This is a genomic window from Halomonas sp. H10-59 (assembly GCF_040070555.1).
GTDB lineage: Bacteria > Pseudomonadota > Gammaproteobacteria > Pseudomonadales > Halomonadaceae > Halomonas > Halomonas litopenaei.
The window spans coordinates 1,626,214-1,642,971 of the sequence record NZ_CP098828.1 but is presented as its reverse complement, the minus strand read 5'-3'; the positions used below and the strand labels follow the sequence as shown (position 1 = coordinate 1,642,971).

22 protein-coding genes are annotated in these 16,758 nt (G+C 64.1%); 14 read left to right on the top strand and 8 right to left on the bottom strand.

Annotation, left to right across the window (positions count from 1 at the left end; all coding sequences use genetic code 11):
• The first annotated feature begins 17 nt into the window (after positions 1-17).
• From NFG57_RS07330 to bioA, 12 genes are all read left to right on the top strand, one after another.
• Positions 18-1,016 (top strand): KpsF/GutQ family sugar-phosphate isomerase, encoded by a 999-nt coding sequence (locus tag NFG57_RS07330; RefSeq protein ID WP_108447960.1) that lies wholly within the window; start codon positions 18-20, stop codon positions 1,014-1,016.
• 32 nt (positions 1,017-1,048) lie between these two features.
• Positions 1,049-1,615: an HAD hydrolase family protein gene (locus NFG57_RS07325; protein ID WP_108132652.1), complete on the top strand. Its 567-nt coding sequence runs from the start codon at positions 1,049-1,051 to the stop codon at positions 1,613-1,615.
• The gene (gene lptC / locus NFG57_RS07320) at positions 1,612-2,187 is read left to right on the top strand and encodes an LPS export ABC transporter periplasmic protein LptC (RefSeq protein WP_108132651.1); all 576 of its coding nucleotides are present in this window, start codon (positions 1,612-1,614) and stop codon (positions 2,185-2,187) included. Before NFG57_RS07325 ends, lptC begins: the two co-directional genes overlap by 4 nt.
• 12 nt (positions 2,188-2,199) lie before the next feature.
• A complete protein-coding gene (lptA, locus tag NFG57_RS07315; protein ID WP_348815790.1) occupies positions 2,200-2,730 on the top strand; it encodes a lipopolysaccharide transport periplasmic protein LptA in 531 nt (176 codons plus the stop codon).
• Positions 2,730-3,455, top strand: a complete 726-nt coding sequence (lptB, locus tag NFG57_RS07310) for an LPS export ABC transporter ATP-binding protein (RefSeq protein ID WP_348815789.1) — start codon at positions 2,730-2,732, stop codon at positions 3,453-3,455. The genes lptA and lptB overlap by 1 nt, the downstream gene beginning before the upstream one ends.
• 272 nt (positions 3,456-3,727) lie before the next feature.
• On the top strand, positions 3,728-5,140 hold the full coding sequence (locus NFG57_RS07305) for an RNA polymerase factor sigma-54 (RefSeq protein ID WP_213228699.1): 1,413 nt from the start codon (positions 3,728-3,730) through the stop codon (positions 5,138-5,140).
• A gap of 159 nt (positions 5,141-5,299) precedes the next feature.
• Positions 5,300-5,608, top strand: a complete 309-nt coding sequence (gene raiA / locus NFG57_RS07300; RefSeq protein ID WP_108447660.1) for a ribosome-associated translation inhibitor RaiA — start codon at positions 5,300-5,302, stop codon at positions 5,606-5,608.
• A gap of 5 nt (positions 5,609-5,613) precedes the next feature.
• Positions 5,614-6,099 carry a PTS IIA-like nitrogen regulatory protein PtsN gene (gene ptsN, locus NFG57_RS07295; protein ID WP_045993251.1) on the top strand — a complete coding sequence of 162 codons (486 nt, stop codon included), beginning with the start codon at positions 5,614-5,616 and terminating at the stop codon, positions 6,097-6,099.
• A gap of 53 nt (positions 6,100-6,152) precedes the next feature.
• Positions 6,153-7,034 carry an RNase adapter RapZ gene (gene rapZ / locus NFG57_RS07290; RefSeq protein ID WP_222516951.1) on the top strand — a complete coding sequence of 294 codons (882 nt, stop codon included), beginning with the start codon at positions 6,153-6,155 and terminating at the stop codon, positions 7,032-7,034.
• A 2-nt stretch (positions 7,035-7,036) separates the two neighbouring features.
• A complete protein-coding gene (locus NFG57_RS07285; protein ID WP_045993249.1) occupies positions 7,037-7,306 on the top strand; it encodes an HPr family phosphocarrier protein in 270 nt (89 codons plus the stop codon).
• Positions 7,307-7,357: 51 nt separating this feature from the next.
• Entirely contained in the window at positions 7,358-7,882 is a 525-nt protein-coding gene (locus NFG57_RS07280) for a hypothetical protein (protein WP_124804346.1), read from the top strand.
• A gap of 179 nt (positions 7,883-8,061) precedes the next feature.
• The gene (gene bioA / locus NFG57_RS07275) at positions 8,062-9,336 is read left to right on the top strand and encodes an adenosylmethionine--8-amino-7-oxononanoate transaminase (RefSeq protein ID WP_348815788.1); all 1,275 of its coding nucleotides are present in this window, start codon (positions 8,062-8,064) and stop codon (positions 9,334-9,336) included.
• Positions 9,337-9,657: 321 nt separating this feature from the next.
• Here the strand turns inward: bioA and NFG57_RS07270 are convergent, their stop codons facing one another.
• The 4 genes from NFG57_RS07270 to NFG57_RS07255 form a co-directional block, all read right to left on the bottom strand.
• Positions 9,658-11,073 carry a 4Fe-4S binding protein gene (locus NFG57_RS07270; protein ID WP_315900854.1) on the bottom strand — a complete coding sequence of 472 codons (1,416 nt, stop codon included), beginning with the start codon at positions 11,071-11,073 and terminating at the stop codon, positions 9,658-9,660.
• 107 nt (positions 11,074-11,180) lie between these two features.
• Entirely contained in the window at positions 11,181-12,023 is an 843-nt protein-coding gene (locus NFG57_RS07265) for an FTR1 family protein (RefSeq protein ID WP_348815787.1), read from the bottom strand.
• The gene (locus NFG57_RS07260; protein WP_231498632.1) at positions 12,020-12,418 is read right to left on the bottom strand and encodes a cupredoxin domain-containing protein; all 399 of its coding nucleotides are present in this window, start codon (positions 12,416-12,418) and stop codon (positions 12,020-12,022) included. The genes NFG57_RS07265 and NFG57_RS07260 overlap by 4 nt, the downstream gene beginning before the upstream one ends.
• Before the next feature lie 12 nt (positions 12,419-12,430).
• A complete protein-coding gene (locus NFG57_RS07255) occupies positions 12,431-12,976 on the bottom strand; it encodes an iron transporter (RefSeq protein WP_108447658.1) in 546 nt (181 codons plus the stop codon).
• 223 nt (positions 12,977-13,199) lie between these two features.
• Between NFG57_RS07255 and NFG57_RS07250 the strand changes: the two genes are divergently transcribed.
• On the top strand, positions 13,200-13,517 hold the full coding sequence (locus tag NFG57_RS07250; protein ID WP_213228702.1) for a winged helix-turn-helix domain-containing protein: 318 nt from the start codon (positions 13,200-13,202) through the stop codon (positions 13,515-13,517).
• A gap of 50 nt (positions 13,518-13,567) precedes the next feature.
• Here the strand turns inward: NFG57_RS07250 and NFG57_RS07245 are convergent, their stop codons facing one another.
• Positions 13,568-13,918, bottom strand: a complete 351-nt coding sequence (locus NFG57_RS07245) for a hypothetical protein (RefSeq protein ID WP_222516947.1) — start codon at positions 13,916-13,918, stop codon at positions 13,568-13,570.
• 110 nt (positions 13,919-14,028) lie between these two features.
• On the opposite strand from NFG57_RS07245, the gene NFG57_RS07240 reads away from it, so the two are divergent.
• Positions 14,029-14,934: a cation diffusion facilitator family transporter gene (locus NFG57_RS07240; protein WP_213228704.1), complete on the top strand. Its 906-nt coding sequence runs from the start codon at positions 14,029-14,031 to the stop codon at positions 14,932-14,934.
• Positions 14,935-14,945: 11 nt separating this feature from the next.
• On the opposite strand, the gene NFG57_RS07235 is transcribed toward NFG57_RS07240, so the two are convergent.
• The 3 genes from NFG57_RS07235 to siaC form a co-directional block, all read right to left on the bottom strand.
• Positions 14,946-15,485, bottom strand: coding sequence for a GNAT family N-acetyltransferase (locus NFG57_RS07235; RefSeq protein ID WP_213228705.1), 540 nt, complete (start codon positions 15,483-15,485; stop codon positions 14,946-14,948).
• 85 nt (positions 15,486-15,570) lie between these two features.
• Positions 15,571-16,356, bottom strand: a complete 786-nt coding sequence (locus NFG57_RS07230) for a diguanylate cyclase (RefSeq protein ID WP_213228706.1) — start codon at positions 16,354-16,356, stop codon at positions 15,571-15,573.
• Positions 16,353-16,745, bottom strand: a complete 393-nt coding sequence (siaC, locus tag NFG57_RS07225) for a biofilm regulation phosphoprotein SiaC (protein ID WP_249742852.1) — start codon at positions 16,743-16,745, stop codon at positions 16,353-16,355. The genes NFG57_RS07230 and siaC overlap by 4 nt, the downstream gene beginning before the upstream one ends.
• Between the last annotated feature and the right edge of the window lie 13 nt (positions 16,746-16,758).

Sequence of the window (16,758 nt, the reverse complement as noted above, 5' to 3'; positions counted from 1 at the left end):
CGGCAACAATCATGGCCATGAGCAAACACCCCTCCTCGGCGCAGACGCCGACCCTGAGCGTCCGCGATATCGCACGACGCACCCTGGAGCTGGAACGTGACGCCATCGACGCCCTGATCGGGCGTCTCGACGGCGACTTCGACCGTGCCTGCCAACTGCTGCTGGCCTGCCGCGGCCGGGTGGTCGTCACCGGCATGGGCAAGTCGGGACATGTCGGCGGCAAGATCGCCGCCACCCTGGCCAGCACCGGCACGCCGGCCTTCTTTGTCCATCCCGGCGAAGCCAGTCATGGTGACCTGGGCATGATCACGCCCGGCGACGTCGTCCTGGCACTGTCCAACTCCGGCGAAACCGCCGAGGTCACTGCCCTGCTGCCGCTGCTCAAGCGCATGGGCATTCCACTGATCAGCATGACCGGCCGAGCACAGTCGACCCTGGCCCGCCACGCCGAAGCCCATCTATACGCAGGGGTCGAGCGCGAGGCCTGCCCACTGGACCTGGCCCCGACCTCTTCGACCACCGCAGCGCTGGCGCTGGGCGACGCCCTGGCGGTAGCGCTGCTCGAGACCCGCGGCTTCACCGCCGAGGATTTCGCCCTGTCCCACCCGGGCGGCAGCCTGGGCAAGCGACTGCTGTTGACCGTGGCCGACCTGATGCATACCGGCGACCGGTTGCCCTCGGTACCGTCGGGCTCGCCGCTGCGCGATGCCCTGCTCGAGATCACCCGTCAGGGACTCGGCTTTACCTGCGTGGTGTCCCCCGACGGCACCCTGGCCGGGGTCTATACCGACGGCGACCTGCGCCGTACCCTGGATCGCCATCAGGACTTCAGCTCGCTTACCGTGGATGACGTGATGACCACCCCCGGGCGACGCATCGGCCCCGCCACCCTGGCGGCGGAAGCGGTCAAGCTGATGGAGGAAGGCCGGATCACCGCCCTGGCGGTGGTCGATGACGAGCAGCGCCCAGTCGGTGCACTGCATATGCACGACCTGCTGGCCGCCGGTGTCATCTGAGCCTCATTTATCCCTTTACAAGGAACGCCGTCATGTCTCACGAGCTTCTCGCCTCCCTCGCGCCGGAACTGGTGGAGCGCCTGCGCCACATCAAGCTGCTGGCGCTGGACGTGGACGGCGTACTGACCGATGGTCGACTGTACTTCCACGCCGACGGCTCCGAGTTGAAGGCGTTCAACACCCTGGATGGCCACGGCCTCAAGCTGGCCAAGCGCGCCGGCATCCAGGTGGCCCTGATCACCGGGCGCAGCTCCCCCATGGTCACCCAGAGAGCCAGAGCACTCGGCATCGAGCACGTACAGCAAGGGGTCGAGCGCAAGCTGCCCGCCCTTGAATCGCTGTGCGATTCGCTGGGCCTGACCCTCGACCAGGTCGCCTACTGCGGCGATGACCTGCCGGATCTGCCCTGCATCCATCGCAGTGCGGTCGGCATCACCGTGCCAGGCGCCCCCTGCTACCTTCGTCAGCACGCCGACTGGGTCACCCAGGTTGCCGGCGGACATGGCGCGGTGCGCGAGATCACCGACACCCTGCTGATGGCCCAGGGCCGCCTCGACGATATCATCGACAGCTACCTGAGCAACGGACCGCTGACATGAAACTGAGCGCACTGCGTCCGGGCTTTCGCTTCTGGCTGGTTATCCTGCTGCTGGTACTCGGTGGCGGCCTGACGTTGCTCGACCCCCGCGAGAGCAACGTCCCCGACCTGGTACCCAATGACAAGGCCGGCGAGCCCGACTACTACCTGGTGGATGCCCGCCTGACCCGCTTCGATGCCCAGGGCACCCCCCATCAGCGCATCGATACGCCACGCCTTGTGCACACACCGCTCGACGACGTCACCCGGGTGGACCAGCCGGACCTTGCGCTGATCGACGACAGCGGCCGAGAGTGGATCGCCGACGCCGACAACGGTGAACTGGGTCCGGACGGCAACCCCCTGACCCTGTCGGGCGACGCCCATCTCGAGGCCCCCGCGGAGCGTTGGCAGCTTGATACAGAGGTATTGGTCTACGACAGCGACAGTGGCCATGTCTGGAGCGAAACGCCAGCCGTCCTACGCCAACCCCCTCAACAGATGCAAGGGGAGCGCTTCGACGCCTGGATCCATGACAATACCGCTCGCCTGACCGACAATGTCACCGGTCATCATCCGCCAGAGCCTCAATAAGGAGCCCCTTCCATGATGCGTCCATGTCCCGCCCTCCTGCTTGCCCTGGCCCTTGGCCTGGCCGCCGGCGCCACCGGCAGCAGTGTCCTGGCGCTGGAAAGTGATCGCAGCGCACCGATTCAGGTGGAGGCCGACCAGCTGGATCTCGATGATCGCGCCGGTACCGCGGTCTATACCGGCGACGTGCGCATTGTGCAAGGCAGCATGATCCTCACCGGCGAACGCGTCGAGATCCAGCGCAACGACCAGGGACAACTGTCACTGGCGACCGCGACCGGCTCACGTGCCTACCTCGAGCAGAAGCCATCCCCGGAAGAACCGGTGGTCAAGGGCTGGGGCCGCAAGGTGATCTACCACGTGGCCGAACGCCGCATGGAGCTGATCGACCAGGCTGAGCTGCACAAGGCCAATGACACCTTCGACGGTGCCTATCTGGAGTACTTCCTCGATCGCCGCGTGGTCCAGGCCCGCTCCAGCGCCCAGGGCGTCCAGGGCGAGCAGCGCATTCGCATGACCCTCGAGCCGGAAAGCCAAGGAAACTGATGAAGACTCTCCACGCTCGCCATCTGGCCAAGAGCTACAAGAAGCGTCGCGTCGTCCAGGACATCAGCCTGTCGATCGAGCAGGGCAGCATCGTCGGTCTGCTGGGCCCCAACGGGGCCGGCAAGACCACCTCCTTCTACATGATCGTCGGCCTGGTCAGAGCCGACGCCGGCAGCATCAGCATCGATGATCGGGACCTGAGCCGCGCGGCCATGCACCAGCGCGCGCTGGCCGGTATCGGCTACCTGCCTCAGGAGGCTTCGATCTTTCGCAAGCTGTCGGTGGCCGACAACATCATGGCGATCCTCGAGACCCGCAAGGACCTCGACCGCGAGGGCCGAGAAGCACGTCTCGAGCAACTCCTCGAGGATTTCCACGTCAGCCATATTCGCGACAACGCCGGCATGAGCCTGTCCGGCGGGGAGCGGCGCCGGGTCGAGATCGCTCGCGCCCTGGCCACCGAGCCGGCCTTTATCCTCCTCGATGAACCCTTCGCCGGGGTCGACCCGATCTCGGTGGGCGAGATCAAGTCCATCATTCGTCAACTCAAGGCCCGCGATATCGGCGTCCTGATCACCGATCACAACGTGCGCGAGACCCTCGATATCTGCGATCGTGCCTACATCGTCGGCGACGGCCAGATCATCGCCGAGGGCAGCGCCGAGTCCATCCTCGCCAACCAGCGCGTCAAGGAGGTCTACCTGGGCGAGAACTTCCGCCTCTAGGCCGCAGGGCCGCCCGACAGCCGCAGTCGCATCAAGCGGCCGCAACACTTGCCAGCATCAGCATCCAACCGCCGGCCCCGAAAGGGTCGGCCTCACCTTGCACACAGGGGCCCCCCCTCGAAAGAACCACCTCCCCCCCTACCAAGTTGTTCCACATCGACCTTTTCACTCCCTCCCACAGGTCAAAAAACACCAACTTGGCAAGATGCTTGCATGTCTGATGACTCGTCGTTAGGGTAAAGCCTTTCGACAACACTGGTGGATCCCGACCCATGGCCCTCAAGGCGTCACTGCAGCTGCGCATCGGTACCCAGCTGACCATGACCCCGCAACTGCAACAGGCGATCGGCCTGCTGCAGCTTTCGACCCTGGACCTGCGCCAGGAGGTCCAGCAGGCGCTGGAGGCCAACCCCATGCTCGAACTCGAGGACGAGTTCGGCGAACAGCAGACCAGGGAAGCCGTGGAAGATGACTGGGCGGATCAGATTCCCTCGGAACTCAGTGTGGACAGCGACTGGTCCGACACCTACCAGGACCTGGGCACCACCCCCGCCGGCAGTGGCGAGGCGCCGGATTTCGAGCGCCAGGCAAGCTCCCAGTCACTGCACAGCCACCTGAGCTGGCAACTGGCGATGCTCGACGTCAGCGACCAGGAACGCCTGATCGCCGAGAGCCTGCTCGACGCGGTCAACGCCGACGGCTATCTCGAGCAGACACTGGATGACATCGCCCAGGGGCTCGAGCAAGACGGTCGTCGCCCCCCTCCCCTCGCCGAGGTGGAGGCGGTGCTGGTTCGGCTGCAACAGTTCGAACCGACCGGAGTGTTCGCCCGCGACCTGCGCGAATGTCTGATGCTGCAACTGGATAGCCTGCCTCGCGATACCGTCCTGCTGCCCCAGGCCGGACGACTGGTAAGACAGTTTCTCGAGGCGCTTGCCAGCGGCGACCGACGTCTGCTGAAGCGCCGACTAGGACTCGATGACGACCAACTCGACAGCGTCATCGAGCTGATCCGAAGCCTCGACCCACGTCCCGGCAGCCAATTCGGTGACAGCGATAACGACTACGTCATTCCCGACCTGGTGGTACGCCACACCGAAGAGGGCTGGCGCGTTGAACTCAATCCGGATGCAATGCCCCGACTGCGCATCCAGCCCGACTACGCTGCGCTGATTCGGCGCGCGGACAAGAGCCAGGACAACCAGTTCCTCAAGGACCACCTGCAGGAGGCGCGCTGGCTGATCAAGAGTCTGTCCAGCCGCAACGACACCTTGCTGAAGGTCGGCCGGGAAATCATGGTGCGTCAGATCGACTTCCTCGAGCAGGGAGAAGCGGCCATGAAACCGTTGGTGCTGGCCGATATCGCAGACAAGGTGGAGATGCACGAGTCCACCATCTCCCGCGTGACCACCCAGAAGTTCGTGCACACGCCTCGCGGCGTGTTCGAGTTGAAGTATTTTTTCTCGAGCCAGGTCGGCCAGGATGGCGACGCCCATTCCAGTACCGCCATCCGCGCCATGATCAAATCGTTGATTCAAAAGGAACCTGCCCGCAAACCTCTGTCGGACAGCAAACTGGTGGAATTGCTGGCGGAAGACGGCGTCAATGTCGCCAGACGCACCGTGGCAAAGTACCGGGAAGCCATGAATATTCCGTCTTCCAGCGAGCGCAAGCGCCTGCGCTGAGGCCTTGCGCTGCGGCGTCGCTAGCCTAGTTATCGGGAAAGCGCAAGCACTTGAAATTTCGCATGACATCTGCGTCTTTCTGCGTAGCGTCGAGGGGGTTTGCAGGATCGGAAAAAGGGTTACAATCAAGCCACCACCCGAAAGAGCAAGGAGCCTGTCATGCAAGTCAACATCACCGGCCACCACGTCGAATTGACCGATCCCCTGCGTGACTACGTACAAGAGAAGCTCACCCGTGTGGAGCGCCACTACGACAACATCACCAACGTCCAGGTGACCCTCTCGGTGGAAAAGGAACGCCAGCTGGCCGCCTGCACTCTTCACGCCGCCGGTGCCGACCTGCATGCCGAAGCGCAGGACGGCGACATGTATGCTGCTATCGACGCCCTTGCCGACAAGCTGGACCGCCAGCTGGTCAAGCACAAGGAAAAATCCCAAGCCCGCGCCCAAGGCGCCGGAATTCGCTGACTCTCATGACATTGGAAGCCATTCTCCCTCCCGAGCGCACATTGTTCGATGTCCCGGGAGGCAGCAAGAAGAGGGTGCTGGAGTTTTTCAGCACCTTCATTGCGCAGAACACCCCGAGCCTGGACAGCCAGGAGGTCTTCAGTCGGCTGATCGGACGTGAGCGCCTGGGCAGTACCGGCATCGGCAATGGCGTCGCCATTCCGCATGCCCGCAACCCCCACTGCAAGGCGCCCATCTCCGGCTTCCTCAAACTCGCGGAACCTGTCGACTTCGATGCCATCGATGGTGAGCCCGTCGATCTGGTGTTCGTGCTGCTGGTACCGGAAGAGGCCGACGACGCCCATCTCGCCCTGCTCGGCCAGGTCGCCGGCGTCATGAACGACGCCGACACACGTCACCGTCTGCGCCACGCCAGCTCCCAGCGCGAGCTTCACGAGCGCCTGCAGGAAGCCATCCGCCAACAGGCGCCGGGGGACGACACTCCCTCCTGATCGCGGCCTTGCCTAGGCCATCAGCAATGGACGCCTGCCCAAGGAGACAGGACATGCAGCTCGTGATCATCAGTGGTCGCTCCGGCTCGGGAAAGTCCGTGGCCCTTCAGGCCCTGGAGGACCTGGGGTTCTACGCCATCGACAACCTTCCCGCGACCTTGCTGGGCGCCCTGGTGGACGAGCTGGAAAACGGTCATTCCCGCCGTATCGCCGTCAGCGTCGACGCCCGCAACCTGCCTGAGGCGCTGGAACGCTTCCCCGCCCAGCTGGCGTCCCTCAAGCAGAGTCCGATCGACTGCCAGGTGGTCTACCTGACCAGTGATGCGCGAATTCTGCTCGAGCGCTATTCCCACACGCGGCGCCGTCACCCCCTGACCCGTGATAGCGACATGACCCTGGCGGAAGCCATCGAGTCCGAGCAGAAGGCCCTTTCGGGTATTCGAGACCTGGCCGATCTGGTCATCGACAGCTCTCGCCTGTCGGTGCACGAACTGCGTTCGCGCATCGCCGAACAGGTCGCCGACCACCGCAGCGGCCAGTTGAGCCTGACCGTGGAGTCCTTCGGCTTCAAGCGTGGCGTGCCGCCGGATGCAGACATCGTGTTCGATGCCCGCTGTCTGCCCAACCCCTACTGGGAACCATCGCTGCGTGATGCCAATGGCTGCGATCCCAGCGTCATCGACTTCCTCGAACGCTATCAGGACGTCGCCGACATGAAGCGCGACATCCTCGGCTGGGTGCGCACCTGGCTACCGCGCTATCAGCAAAGCCAGCGCAGCTACCTCACCGTGGCGGTGGGCTGCACCGGAGGACAGCATCGTTCGGTCTACCTGGCCGAGGGAATCGCCTCGGCCCTGGCCGACCAGCATCCCCGCGTCCGTCTACGCCACCGCGAACTCGGCCAGCAACGCCGACTGGACAGCGGAGGACTCTAGGCGTGGCCCGACGCACCCTGACCCTGACCAATCGTCGCGGCCTGCATGCACGCGCCGCGACTCGCCTGGTTACCTGCTGCCAACCCTTTGACGCCACCGTCACCGTCCACCATGGCAGCCGCTCGGGTGACGCCGCCAACATCATGTCGCTGCTGATGCTGGCCGCCCCCTGCGGAACGGAACTGACCCTGGAGGCCGAAGGCAAGGACGCGGACGCGGTGCTGGACGCTCTGGAGGCACTGTTCGACGCACGCTTCGACGAAGACGCCTGACGTCTTCCCTCTCCTTGTTTTGACCGCCACCCCCTGCCTGCCAAGGACGCCATGCAACTGATCCAGACCGGCAAGTACACCGAGGTCCACTACGATCCGGACCAGGACGCCTTCATCAAGACCTTCACGCCCAAGACCAGCGATCGCTGGCGCTACCGCCTGGGCATCCGGCGCTACCCCGGCCACAATTTTCGCTATGTCGCCGGCCGACTGGAGCGACTGGGTATCGCCACACCGAAAATCCTGTCGGCAGAGCGCTATCGCCTGGTCACCGCCAACGTGCACGGCATCGCGCTTAAAAAGCTGGTCCTCGACTCTCCGGAACTGCAGAACCGCTACCTGGACATTCTCGAAGCCTTGTACCGTGACCGTATCCACTGTCGTGGCCTGCACACCGAGAACTTCCTGGTCGTCGACGGAGAGGTGATCGCCATCGATCTGGATGCCTACAAGGCGCCGCGGGTCTTCACCTATCCGCGCCGAGAGTTCATCGACTGCCTGAGTCGCTCGCTGAAAAACGACGAGGCGTTCCTGTTCGAGCGCTTTCTCGAACGTGTCGACGCCCAGCATCCCTGAGCCCGGCATCCCTAAGCCCAGCAACCCTGAGAAAGCACCGCTCCTCCTTGCGCCCTCGCCTGCCCCGCTCTACCCCGATTTTCCGGGTACGAGCGCTGGTGTTGGCGACGGCAGCAGCAGCGGTGGTAAACTTTTAACTCGTCACTCAGTTTACCACCAAGCGTCCTTCAGGAGCCGACATGACCTCTCCGGTGTGGCATCCCTACGCCCATCTCAAGACCCAGGCCCCTGCCCCCCGGGTAGTCGGCGGCCAGGGCACCCGCTTTACCCTGGACAGCGGCGAATCATTGCTCGACGCGACCTGCTCCTGGTGGTGCATGATCCACGGCTACGGACATCCACGGCTGGTCAAGGCGATTCAGGAGCAGGCTACCACGCTGTGTCATGTGATGCTTGGAGGACTAACCCACGATCCCGCCGACCAGCTCGCCCGGGAACTGGTTCGCATCACGCCAGAGGGCCTCAACCACGTGTTCTTCTCCGACAGCGGCTCGGTGGGCATGGAGGTGGCGATGAAGATGGCGGTGCAGTACCACCATCTGCGCGGCCGCCCCAACAAGCACCGCATGCTGTCGCTGATGAAGGCCTACCACGGTGATACCGCCGGCTGCATGGCGGTGTGTGACCCCGAAGAGGGCATGCATTCGCTGTTTTCCGGCTTTCTTCCGAAGCACCATTTCGCCCCGGCGCCGACGGCACCCTATACGGCCACGCCAGAGCAGGTCGCCGCCGACCTCGACGCCTTGCGAGCGGTGCTGGAAGCCCACCACCACGAGATCGCCGCGCTGTTGATGGAGCCCCTGCTGCAGGCTGCCGGTGGCCTCAACATGACCTCTCCGGACTATCTGAAGGGTGCTCGCGCCTTGTGTGACGAGTTCGACGTGCTGTTGGTGTTCGACGAAGTGGCCACCGGCTTTGGCCGCACCGGGCGCATGTTCGCCGCCGACCATGCCGGTGTCAGTCCGGACATCATGGTGCTGTCCAAGGGGCTGACCGGCGGCTACCTTGGCCACGCGGCGACCCTGGCCAACGACCGTGTCCATGACACCTTTATCGGCGACAGCGAGCTTCACGCCTTTATGCACGGCCCGACCTTCATGGGCAATCCGCTGGCCTGTCGCGTGGCACTGGAAAGCCTCAGGGTCTTCGAGGAGGACGACTATCTGGGCCGTATCGCTCGGCTCAACGCCATCCTTGTGCAGGAACTCGCCGGCGACAGTGACCTGCGCGCCCACCCTGCGGTGGCCGACATCCGTGTGCTCGGCGCCACCGGCGTGATCGAGGTGCACGACAGTAAAGCGCTGAAAGGCGCCGCCGCCATCGCCCGTGAACAGGGCGTGTGGCTGAGGTCCTTCGGCAGATGGCTTTACACCATGCCTGCCTATATCACCTCGGATGACGAGATGCGCCAGATCATCAAGGCCATGAAGGCTCCTTTCACAGCAAACGCATAACTTTCACAGCAAACGCATAATTAGTGGGCAGGGTCGGCGCTGACTAGCTCTCTACCAGCCCGCCGGCCTATATCACCTCGGATGAGGAAATTCACCAGATCATCAAGGCCATGAAGGCGCCTTTCACAGCAAACGCATAACTTTCACAGCAAACGCATAATTAGTGGGCAGGGTCGGCGCTGACTAGCTCTCTACCAGCCCGCCGGCCTATATCACCTCGGATGACGAAATGCGCCAGATCATCACCGCAATGAAAGCGCCGTTTCTTTCTGCATAGTCAGGGTCGGCGCTGGCTGGCTCTCTACCAGGCGCTACCACGTTCTACCAGCCCCAGAACAGCAGCCACCAGGCGCCGATCACCGGCGCCTGGGCGGCGAGCATGGGCAGCATGGCCAGAAGTCGACGCGGGCCACTGGCGTAGCGTCCGAGGATGCCCCATCCAAGCCCCGCGCTTGCCAGTACGCCAAGCCCCAGCAACAGCGCCCTGGCGTCATTGGCCCAGTGGATCAGCAGGCCATCGCCTCGCAGCAGGGTCAGGGTGGTCATCGACAGGCCCAGGAAGACGCCGACCGCGGCCAGGGGTATCAGGGCGTAGGACAGGTGCCACAGTCGCTGCCAGCGCCAGCGGCCAAGCAGACGGTTGGTCAGCGACAGCGACAGCGAGACAAGCCCCCCCAGCACCAGGGTCGTGGCACCGATATAGCCCAGCAGCAGGGCTCCATCGAGCAGGGTGAAGACGTCGTTGTGTTCGGGATAGTGGGTCAGCAGCCACCAGGGTGCGCTGGTTTCCAGCGGCCATCCCCAACCGTGCTGATAGAGCCAGACAGCCGCCTGCTGCTTGGCGGCCACGAACCAGGGGCTCGCCGACCAGTGGAATGCCCCCACCGCGATGCCCAGCAGGCCGAACACCACCAGCACGAACTCCCACAGGGTCGCGGGTCGCTGAGGCGGTGGCGACAACACCTCGATGCCGGGCGCCCTGAGCTCGAGATGGATAGCATCCTTGTAGCCTGAACAACGCGAGCACAGATGGCAGTCACTGGCGCTGTCCAGCTGCTTCAGCGGGATCAGCACCGGGCAGTCCGGAGCCCGACTTCTTGACACCTCACGCCGGCGCTGGCGCCGTCCGTGTTCGGTCCACACCTCGGGGTCGGCGCGGTAGTGCAACGGCGCCAGCTTGGCCAACAGCGCAAAGACGCCGCTGACCGGACACAGATGGCGACACCAGACGCGCTTGCCCTTGCCGTAGACCAGACCGATCACGGCCGCCGCCAGGGTCGAGCCCCCCAGCACCAGCAGCGCGGCCTTGGGATACTGGTAGACGCTGACCAGCTGCCCATAGATCGTGGTCATGGCGAAGCCCACGAACGGCCAGCCACCCCAACGCATCCAGCGCGGTATCGCCCGGCCCATGCCGACACGGCTGGCTGCTTCCGTGATGGCACCCTCCGGACACATCATCCCGCACCATAGCCGCCCCGCCACCACCATGCTGACCATGACAAAGGGCCACCAGATACCCCAGAACACGAACTCGGCGAACACCGTGAGGTGATCGAGGATGCGTGCCTCATGGTTCGGCAGGGGCAACAAGGGCGGCACCAGCAGCAGCACGGCGTAGAACGCCACCACGGCCCACTGCAGTGTCAGAATCCAGCGCCGATGATGCTTCAGCCAGGCTCCCAGACGTGCCCAGCGTCGGGTCTTGCGGGCGCCTGGATGCCGATTCTCAGCCACGGTTGGCCGAGTCTCCTTGCCAGGCCCGCAGCGACGATCGCTGGCTTCTGGCATCACTGCTGGCGTCACTGTTGCAGTCCCTGTTGCCGTCACCGCCGCCGCCTCGTTCACGACACCGCTCCCTCGACGACGTTGTGCGACGGGCGCTGCCCGCCCACCCACCAGTAGACGAGGCCCCAATAGCACAGGTAGCCGAGCACCAGCGTCGAGGAAGGCCAGGCACGGTAACCGGCGATACTGGCCAATAGTCCGCCGACTCCCTGGCCATCATCCAGCCAGGCACTGGTGTCCCACAGCGGATCGATCCCGACCGGCAACCAGCCCAGATTCATCAGCCGCTCGAGCGCCGCTACCCACAGGCCCGCCGCCACCAGCAGCAGCAGGATCTCGCTGGCCCGGAAGAACCCGCGCCAGGCCAGTCGTCGCGAGGACCACTGCAGCATCACGAAGCAGGCAGCCGCCGTGACAAAGCCGAGACCTGCGGCCAGGGCGAAGGAGGTCAGTTGTCCGCCTCGCCACTGGGCCAGCCCCAGACCGTACAGAAACACCAGGGTCTCGGCGCCTTCCCGAGCCACCGCCAGGGCCACCAGGGTAGCGATGCCCCACAGCCGTGAGCGCGACAGACACAGCATGGCGTCACACTCCATGGAGCTTTTGAAGGAGGCACCGCGACGGCGCATCCACGCCACCATCTGCACGATCAACGCGGCGGCTAGCGCCGACATGGCGGTCTGAAACAGGGTCTGGGCGTCACCGGTCAACCAGCGCCCTACTCCCATCAGCACAGCACCGAGCACCACCGCCAGGGCGATACCCGCCGCGACACCGCCCCACAGCCAATTCAAGGCATCACGACGCCCCTCTCGGGCGAGCCAGGCGTAGACGAGGCCGACCACCAGGATGGCCTCCAGGCTCTCGCGCAGGACCACGATAAAGGCCGCTTCGTTCATGGGTGTGCCTCCTCGGAGGCTTCCCGAGCGATGATCACGCCCTGGGCATCGGGCAGGTGAAACTCGTCGAAGTAGTCGTAACGCCCCGGCTTCAGCGGGTGGACCACGACGAAGGAGTGAACGCCGGGACCCATCACCTTTTCCTGGCGAAGCCGGCGACTCTCGAATTCCACCGGCGTACTTCCGGCATTATGCAGTTCGATCTTGAACCGCTGCCCGGCGACGACCTCGAGTTCGACGGGATCAAGCCTGCCGTCAACAAGGGTCAACCGGTAGGTAGGCAGCGCTCCGGCTTCTGCCTGACCAGAGGTGGCGCACAGTGTCATCAGCGACAGCGCGACCAACGGCGCCGTGATCAGCGCGCCCGAGAGACGGGAACGACGTAGCAGCAACATGACCGCCTCCTCTCAGTAGCCGCCCTTCTTGCCCACGCCGGCGTAGACAAAGTCGTACTCGACGTCGAAGGGCGCATACCAGGGTGCCACGCCGGTTTCCTTGTCGATGTGACGCATCAGGTGCGGCGCTTCGATGTGGAAGCTCAGGTGATAGCGCCCCATGCCCTCGAGCGCCACATTGACACCATAGTGGGTGCCGTCGCTGGCGATCATCGGCATCAGGCTACCTTCGATCACACTGTCGCTGCCTTCCTTCTGCAACCGATAGTCAATGTGCAGAAAAGGAATCCAGGCGCCAGGAGGAAAACCGTTGTCGTTGTCCTCGAGGGCGTGAATATCCGCCTCGAGATGAATATCGGCCTCGGCAGCGGCCAGCTCACCGGCAGGCTCCATGACCACCGGCTGCAGGTAGACCGCGGCGACTTCCATGCCGTTGACCAGTTCGGGCTCGCCGATCGGATACTCCAGCGCCGAGGCACTGCTGGAAAAGACACCAAGACAGAGGGTGGTGGCCAGGGCGGCCAGGGCGGAGCGGTCAAAGATCGGCGATGCAGACATGCGAGAACCTCGGGATAGAAAATGGCGAGAACCGTTCGCGCTTCAAGAATCATTTCCATGACGAAGTTCATGAAGCACCGCCCGGTGTCGCCACACTCTAGCCTGTGCCGGCAGGCACGCCTGTGACGTGCATCAAAGTCTCGAACCTCTGTTGCACTGGCCGCGCTTTTACGTGACGCTGCACCATCGGTACCAAAGGCCCCTGACGAGATAGCGAAAGCCCATGACCAGCCTCAGCAAGACCCGCACCAGCTTCTATCGACGCCTCTACCTGGCCCATCTGGTGGCCACCGGCATCGATAGCGTGCCGGCCATCACCGCCGCCACCGGCATGCCGAGACGTACCGCTCAGGACACCCTCGCCGCCCTCGAGGAACTGGACATCCGCTGCCGCTTCGAGCATCAGCCAGGCAAGCCTCATAATATCGGCCACTATCGCATCGAGGACTGGGGGCCGATCGATCCCGACTGGCTGTCGCTTCACGCCGAGCGCCTGGGGCAGTTGCTGGGCTACCCCTCCCTCGCCAACGCGCACCCTTGATCCCTTCACCGCGCAGGCAGCGAGCGCCCATGGGTGGAGATCACGACGGCTCAGTCAACGGGGCGTGCATGCCCGAAGCTCTCTCGAAGTGCATCACTGGCACGGAGCGTCGATACCTCCAGCCCCAGCCTCTCCACCCATTCAAGCGTCGTCTCGACCCAGCCGCCCCGTGAGACCATGAGCCGGTCACCACAGCGGCGGCAACTCTCCACCAGCAAGCGATGCTCTCCGCGCCGTTCATCCGTGAGCTCGAGCCAGTCCGCCCCTTGCGTCAACTGCAGCGCTGTCTCCGGCCACCAGGCCAGCCTCAGGCGAGGATCGACGGCCTCGGGTTCACCGGCGACCAGCAGCGCAATGGCGCCGCAGCCACACTCTGCCCTGGCGTAGAGATTGTTGCTCATGGTGTTCTCCCTGTTGATCCACGCCCTGTGATAGCCGACGCGAACGCCCCGGCTGGTGCCAAACGACGCCAGCCCCTATAGTCGAGCTTTCCTCGACACTGCATCGGATCATGGATTCACGACTCGAACAACGGGCCCTGTCGCTCTCGATCATCACCACCCTGGGCGTCGCCCTGCTCGGGGTCAGTTTCGGCCTGCTGGCCGGCTCCCAGTCGATCCTCTTCGATGGCGTCTTTTCCACCATTGACGCCGCCATGTCGGGGCTTGCGCTGGCGGTATCGCGGCTGGTCGTGCGCGAGGCGACCTCACGCTTCCAGCATGGCTTCTGGCACTTCGAGCCGATGGTGGCGGCGCTCAACGGTGGCATTCTGCTGCTCTTGTGCTTCTACGCCTTTCTCAACGCGCTGCGGGAATTGCTGGGCGGCGGCCACGCCCTCTCCTTCGGCGCGGCCACCCTCTACGCCGCCGTGGTGCTGGTGATCTGCAGCGCCATGGCGGTGTATCTGAAGAAGATCAATCGCAGGGCCAACTCCGAGTTTCTGCGAATCGATCAGAAGAACTGGCTGATGGCGGCGCTGATCACCGGCGCGCTGCTGGTGGCCTTCGTGATCGCCCTTATGCTGGAAGGTACCGCGCTCGACCACTGGACACCCTACGTCGATTCGGCGCTGCTGGTGGTGCTGACCCTGGTGTTCATGCCGGTGCCCATCAACATCATTCGGCGAGCCGCCAAGGACATCCTGCTGATGGCACCCAGCGCCATCGATCGTGAGGTACACGCGGCGATGAAGGAGATCATGCAAAGAGAGGGTCTCAGCCACTACTACAGTCATGTGGCCAAGAGTGGCCGGGGCCACTTTATCGAGATCCATATCGTGACCGCGCCGAACTTCGCTGCCGGGCGCGGCATGGTAGAGATGGACGAGATCCGCGAGGAGATATCCTCACGACTGAGCATTCCCCCCGAGCGCCGCTGGTTTACCGTCGCTTTTACCGCCGAGGAACGCTGGGCCTGAAGGCGAGGCCGTCAGCCCGGCGCGGGGTCACCGGCAAGACGCGAATAGACCACATGGGACAGCGCCCGTCCGCCGACCCATTCGCACTCGCGCAGCACGCCTTCCTGGCGAAAGCCGAGTCGCTCGGGGATAGCGCGACTACGGCTATTGCCTTCGGCACAACGAATCTCGAGTCGATGAAGCTCGAGTTCGTCGAAACCCCATTCCACCAGGGTTGCCACGGACTGCGACATCCGGCCCCCACCCTGGCGGTCGCTGCGCAGCCAATAGCCCAGCGACGCCCAGCGGTGACGTTCGACGATGCGGTTGAAGCCGACGACGCCGATCAGCTCGTCGTCCTCGAGCAAGGCAAAGTGTCGAGCGGTGCCCAGACGCCGCTCGGCCATGGCAGCGGTGACGAAGACCTCGCAATCTCCCTGCTCGCGGGTCGCATCGACCCACGGCAGCCAGGGCCTCAACGACTCCCGGCTGGCGTCGATGGCGTGCCACAGAGCGTCACAGTGTTCCTTGCCGATCGACGCAAGCCACAGCCGCTCGGACACCCTCAGCATGCTGCCGGTACCTCCTGCCTGCCAGGTCCGGACCCGCGCAACCTCCAACGCCGACACACCATCTGATGCTGAGTCAGAACGCCCGTCACTCGGCGGCCTCCCAGCGATCTCGCCCATTGCGCTTGGCCTGATACAGCGCCTGGTCGGCGCGATTCATGGTCTGCTCGTAGGTCTCGTCATGGCGGTGCTCCGCCGCGCCGATGCTGACGGTCAGCGTCAGGGAGTCGTCGCTCACCACCTGGGTGGTACGCAACTTGGCCTGGAGCCGCTCGAACAGGGGTTCAGCCGCCCACAGCGAAGCGCCGGGCAAGGCGATCAGAAACTCTTCCCCACCCCAGCGACCGACGATATCGCCACCGCGCAGGGTGTCGTCGAGGACCTTGGCCACTACCAGCAGCGCCTGATCGCCGACATCATGCCCATGCTCGTCGTTGAAGCGCTTGAAGTGGTCGATGTCCACCATCGCCAGGGTAAAAGGGCGTTGCTGTCGGCTGGAGGCGGCCATCAGTCGACGCAGCTCGGTGTGCAGGCCACGACGATTGGGGATCTTGGTCAATGGATCGAGCATGACCTCGCTTTCCAGCGTCTGCTTGCGCTCGAACAGCAGCTCCTGATAACCATCGGCGATGCGTGACAGCTTGTGCTGGCGACGCTGCTGTCGCTCCAGCCGGCGTTCGGCGGTGGACAGGTCGCTCTTGACGTTGCGCTGAAAGCCATCGGAAATGGCAGCCATGCGGTCCAGCCGCTCAAGCTGCTCGGTATGCCGCCGGTAGAGCGCTTCGAGCGGTGCCTTCAGTGGATTGTCCTGATGCTCGGACGAGGCCAGCAGTGCCTCGATGTCCCGCAGCAGCTGACGATCCCTTTCGGTCATGAACTGGTATCCTCGACGGGGGTGATCGCAAACGGAAAACTGCAGTCTTCCTTGAACTCCTCGGCCAGCTCGGCGATGCGTTCGTTTCTGACATCGTAGCGCCAATCCACGCTGCAGGCCTTGCCTTCCAGGTGGGCCTCCTCCATCAGGTCGAAGATGTCCATCATCGCCTTGACCGAGCTGGTGTTGAGGTAGACCAGTTCCAGGCACACTTCGAGGGGGCTCTCGCCGTCTCGCAGGTAGTGATCTACCCAGTTCAGCACGCCACTGTAGAGCTCGAAGGTGTTTTCGGGATAGGAATCGCCACGCATGGTCAGCGTTCCGGCGTCCCAGTCAGAACGAATGTCAGGGGTCGACTGGGTCCCGTCAATCGCAATGTCGTTGATCATTTTCTCGACTTTC

Coding starts and splice junctions, on each gene's coding strand:
- NFG57_RS07330 (WP_108447960.1), top strand. CDS start 18: ATGAGCAAACACCCCTCCTCGGCGCAGACGCCGACCCTGAGCGTCCGC.
- NFG57_RS07325 (WP_108132652.1), top strand. CDS start 1,049: ATGTCTCACGAGCTTCTCGCCTCCCTCGCGCCGGAACTGGTGGAGCGC.
- lptC (WP_108132651.1), top strand. CDS start 1,612: ATGAAACTGAGCGCACTGCGTCCGGGCTTTCGCTTCTGGCTGGTTATC.
- lptA (WP_348815790.1), top strand. CDS start 2,200: ATGATGCGTCCATGTCCCGCCCTCCTGCTTGCCCTGGCCCTTGGCCTG.
- lptB (WP_348815789.1), top strand. CDS start 2,730: ATGAAGACTCTCCACGCTCGCCATCTGGCCAAGAGCTACAAGAAGCGT.
- NFG57_RS07305 (WP_213228699.1), top strand. CDS start 3,728: ATGGCCCTCAAGGCGTCACTGCAGCTGCGCATCGGTACCCAGCTGACC.
- raiA (WP_108447660.1), top strand. CDS start 5,300: ATGCAAGTCAACATCACCGGCCACCACGTCGAATTGACCGATCCCCTG.
- ptsN (WP_045993251.1), top strand. CDS start 5,614: ATGACATTGGAAGCCATTCTCCCTCCCGAGCGCACATTGTTCGATGTC.
- rapZ (WP_222516951.1), top strand. CDS start 6,153: ATGCAGCTCGTGATCATCAGTGGTCGCTCCGGCTCGGGAAAGTCCGTG.
- NFG57_RS07280 (WP_124804346.1), top strand. CDS start 7,358: ATGCAACTGATCCAGACCGGCAAGTACACCGAGGTCCACTACGATCCG.
- bioA (WP_348815788.1), top strand. CDS start 8,062: ATGACCTCTCCGGTGTGGCATCCCTACGCCCATCTCAAGACCCAGGCC.
- NFG57_RS07265 (WP_348815787.1), bottom strand. CDS start 12,023: ATGAACGAAGCGGCCTTTATCGTGGTCCTGCGCGAGAGCCTGGAGGCC.
- NFG57_RS07260 (WP_231498632.1), bottom strand. CDS start 12,418: ATGTTGCTGCTACGTCGTTCCCGTCTCTCGGGCGCGCTGATCACGGCG.
- NFG57_RS07255 (WP_108447658.1), bottom strand. CDS start 12,976: ATGTCTGCATCGCCGATCTTTGACCGCTCCGCCCTGGCCGCCCTGGCC.
- NFG57_RS07250 (WP_213228702.1), top strand. CDS start 13,200: ATGACCAGCCTCAGCAAGACCCGCACCAGCTTCTATCGACGCCTCTAC.
- NFG57_RS07245 (WP_222516947.1), bottom strand. CDS start 13,918: ATGAGCAACAATCTCTACGCCAGGGCAGAGTGTGGCTGCGGCGCCATT.
- NFG57_RS07240 (WP_213228704.1), top strand. CDS start 14,029: ATGGATTCACGACTCGAACAACGGGCCCTGTCGCTCTCGATCATCACC.
- NFG57_RS07235 (WP_213228705.1), bottom strand. CDS start 15,485: ATGCTGAGGGTGTCCGAGCGGCTGTGGCTTGCGTCGATCGGCAAGGAA.
- NFG57_RS07230 (WP_213228706.1), bottom strand. CDS start 16,356: ATGACCGAAAGGGATCGTCAGCTGCTGCGGGACATCGAGGCACTGCTG.
- siaC (WP_249742852.1), bottom strand. CDS start 16,745: ATGATCAACGACATTGCGATTGACGGGACCCAGTCGACCCCTGACATT.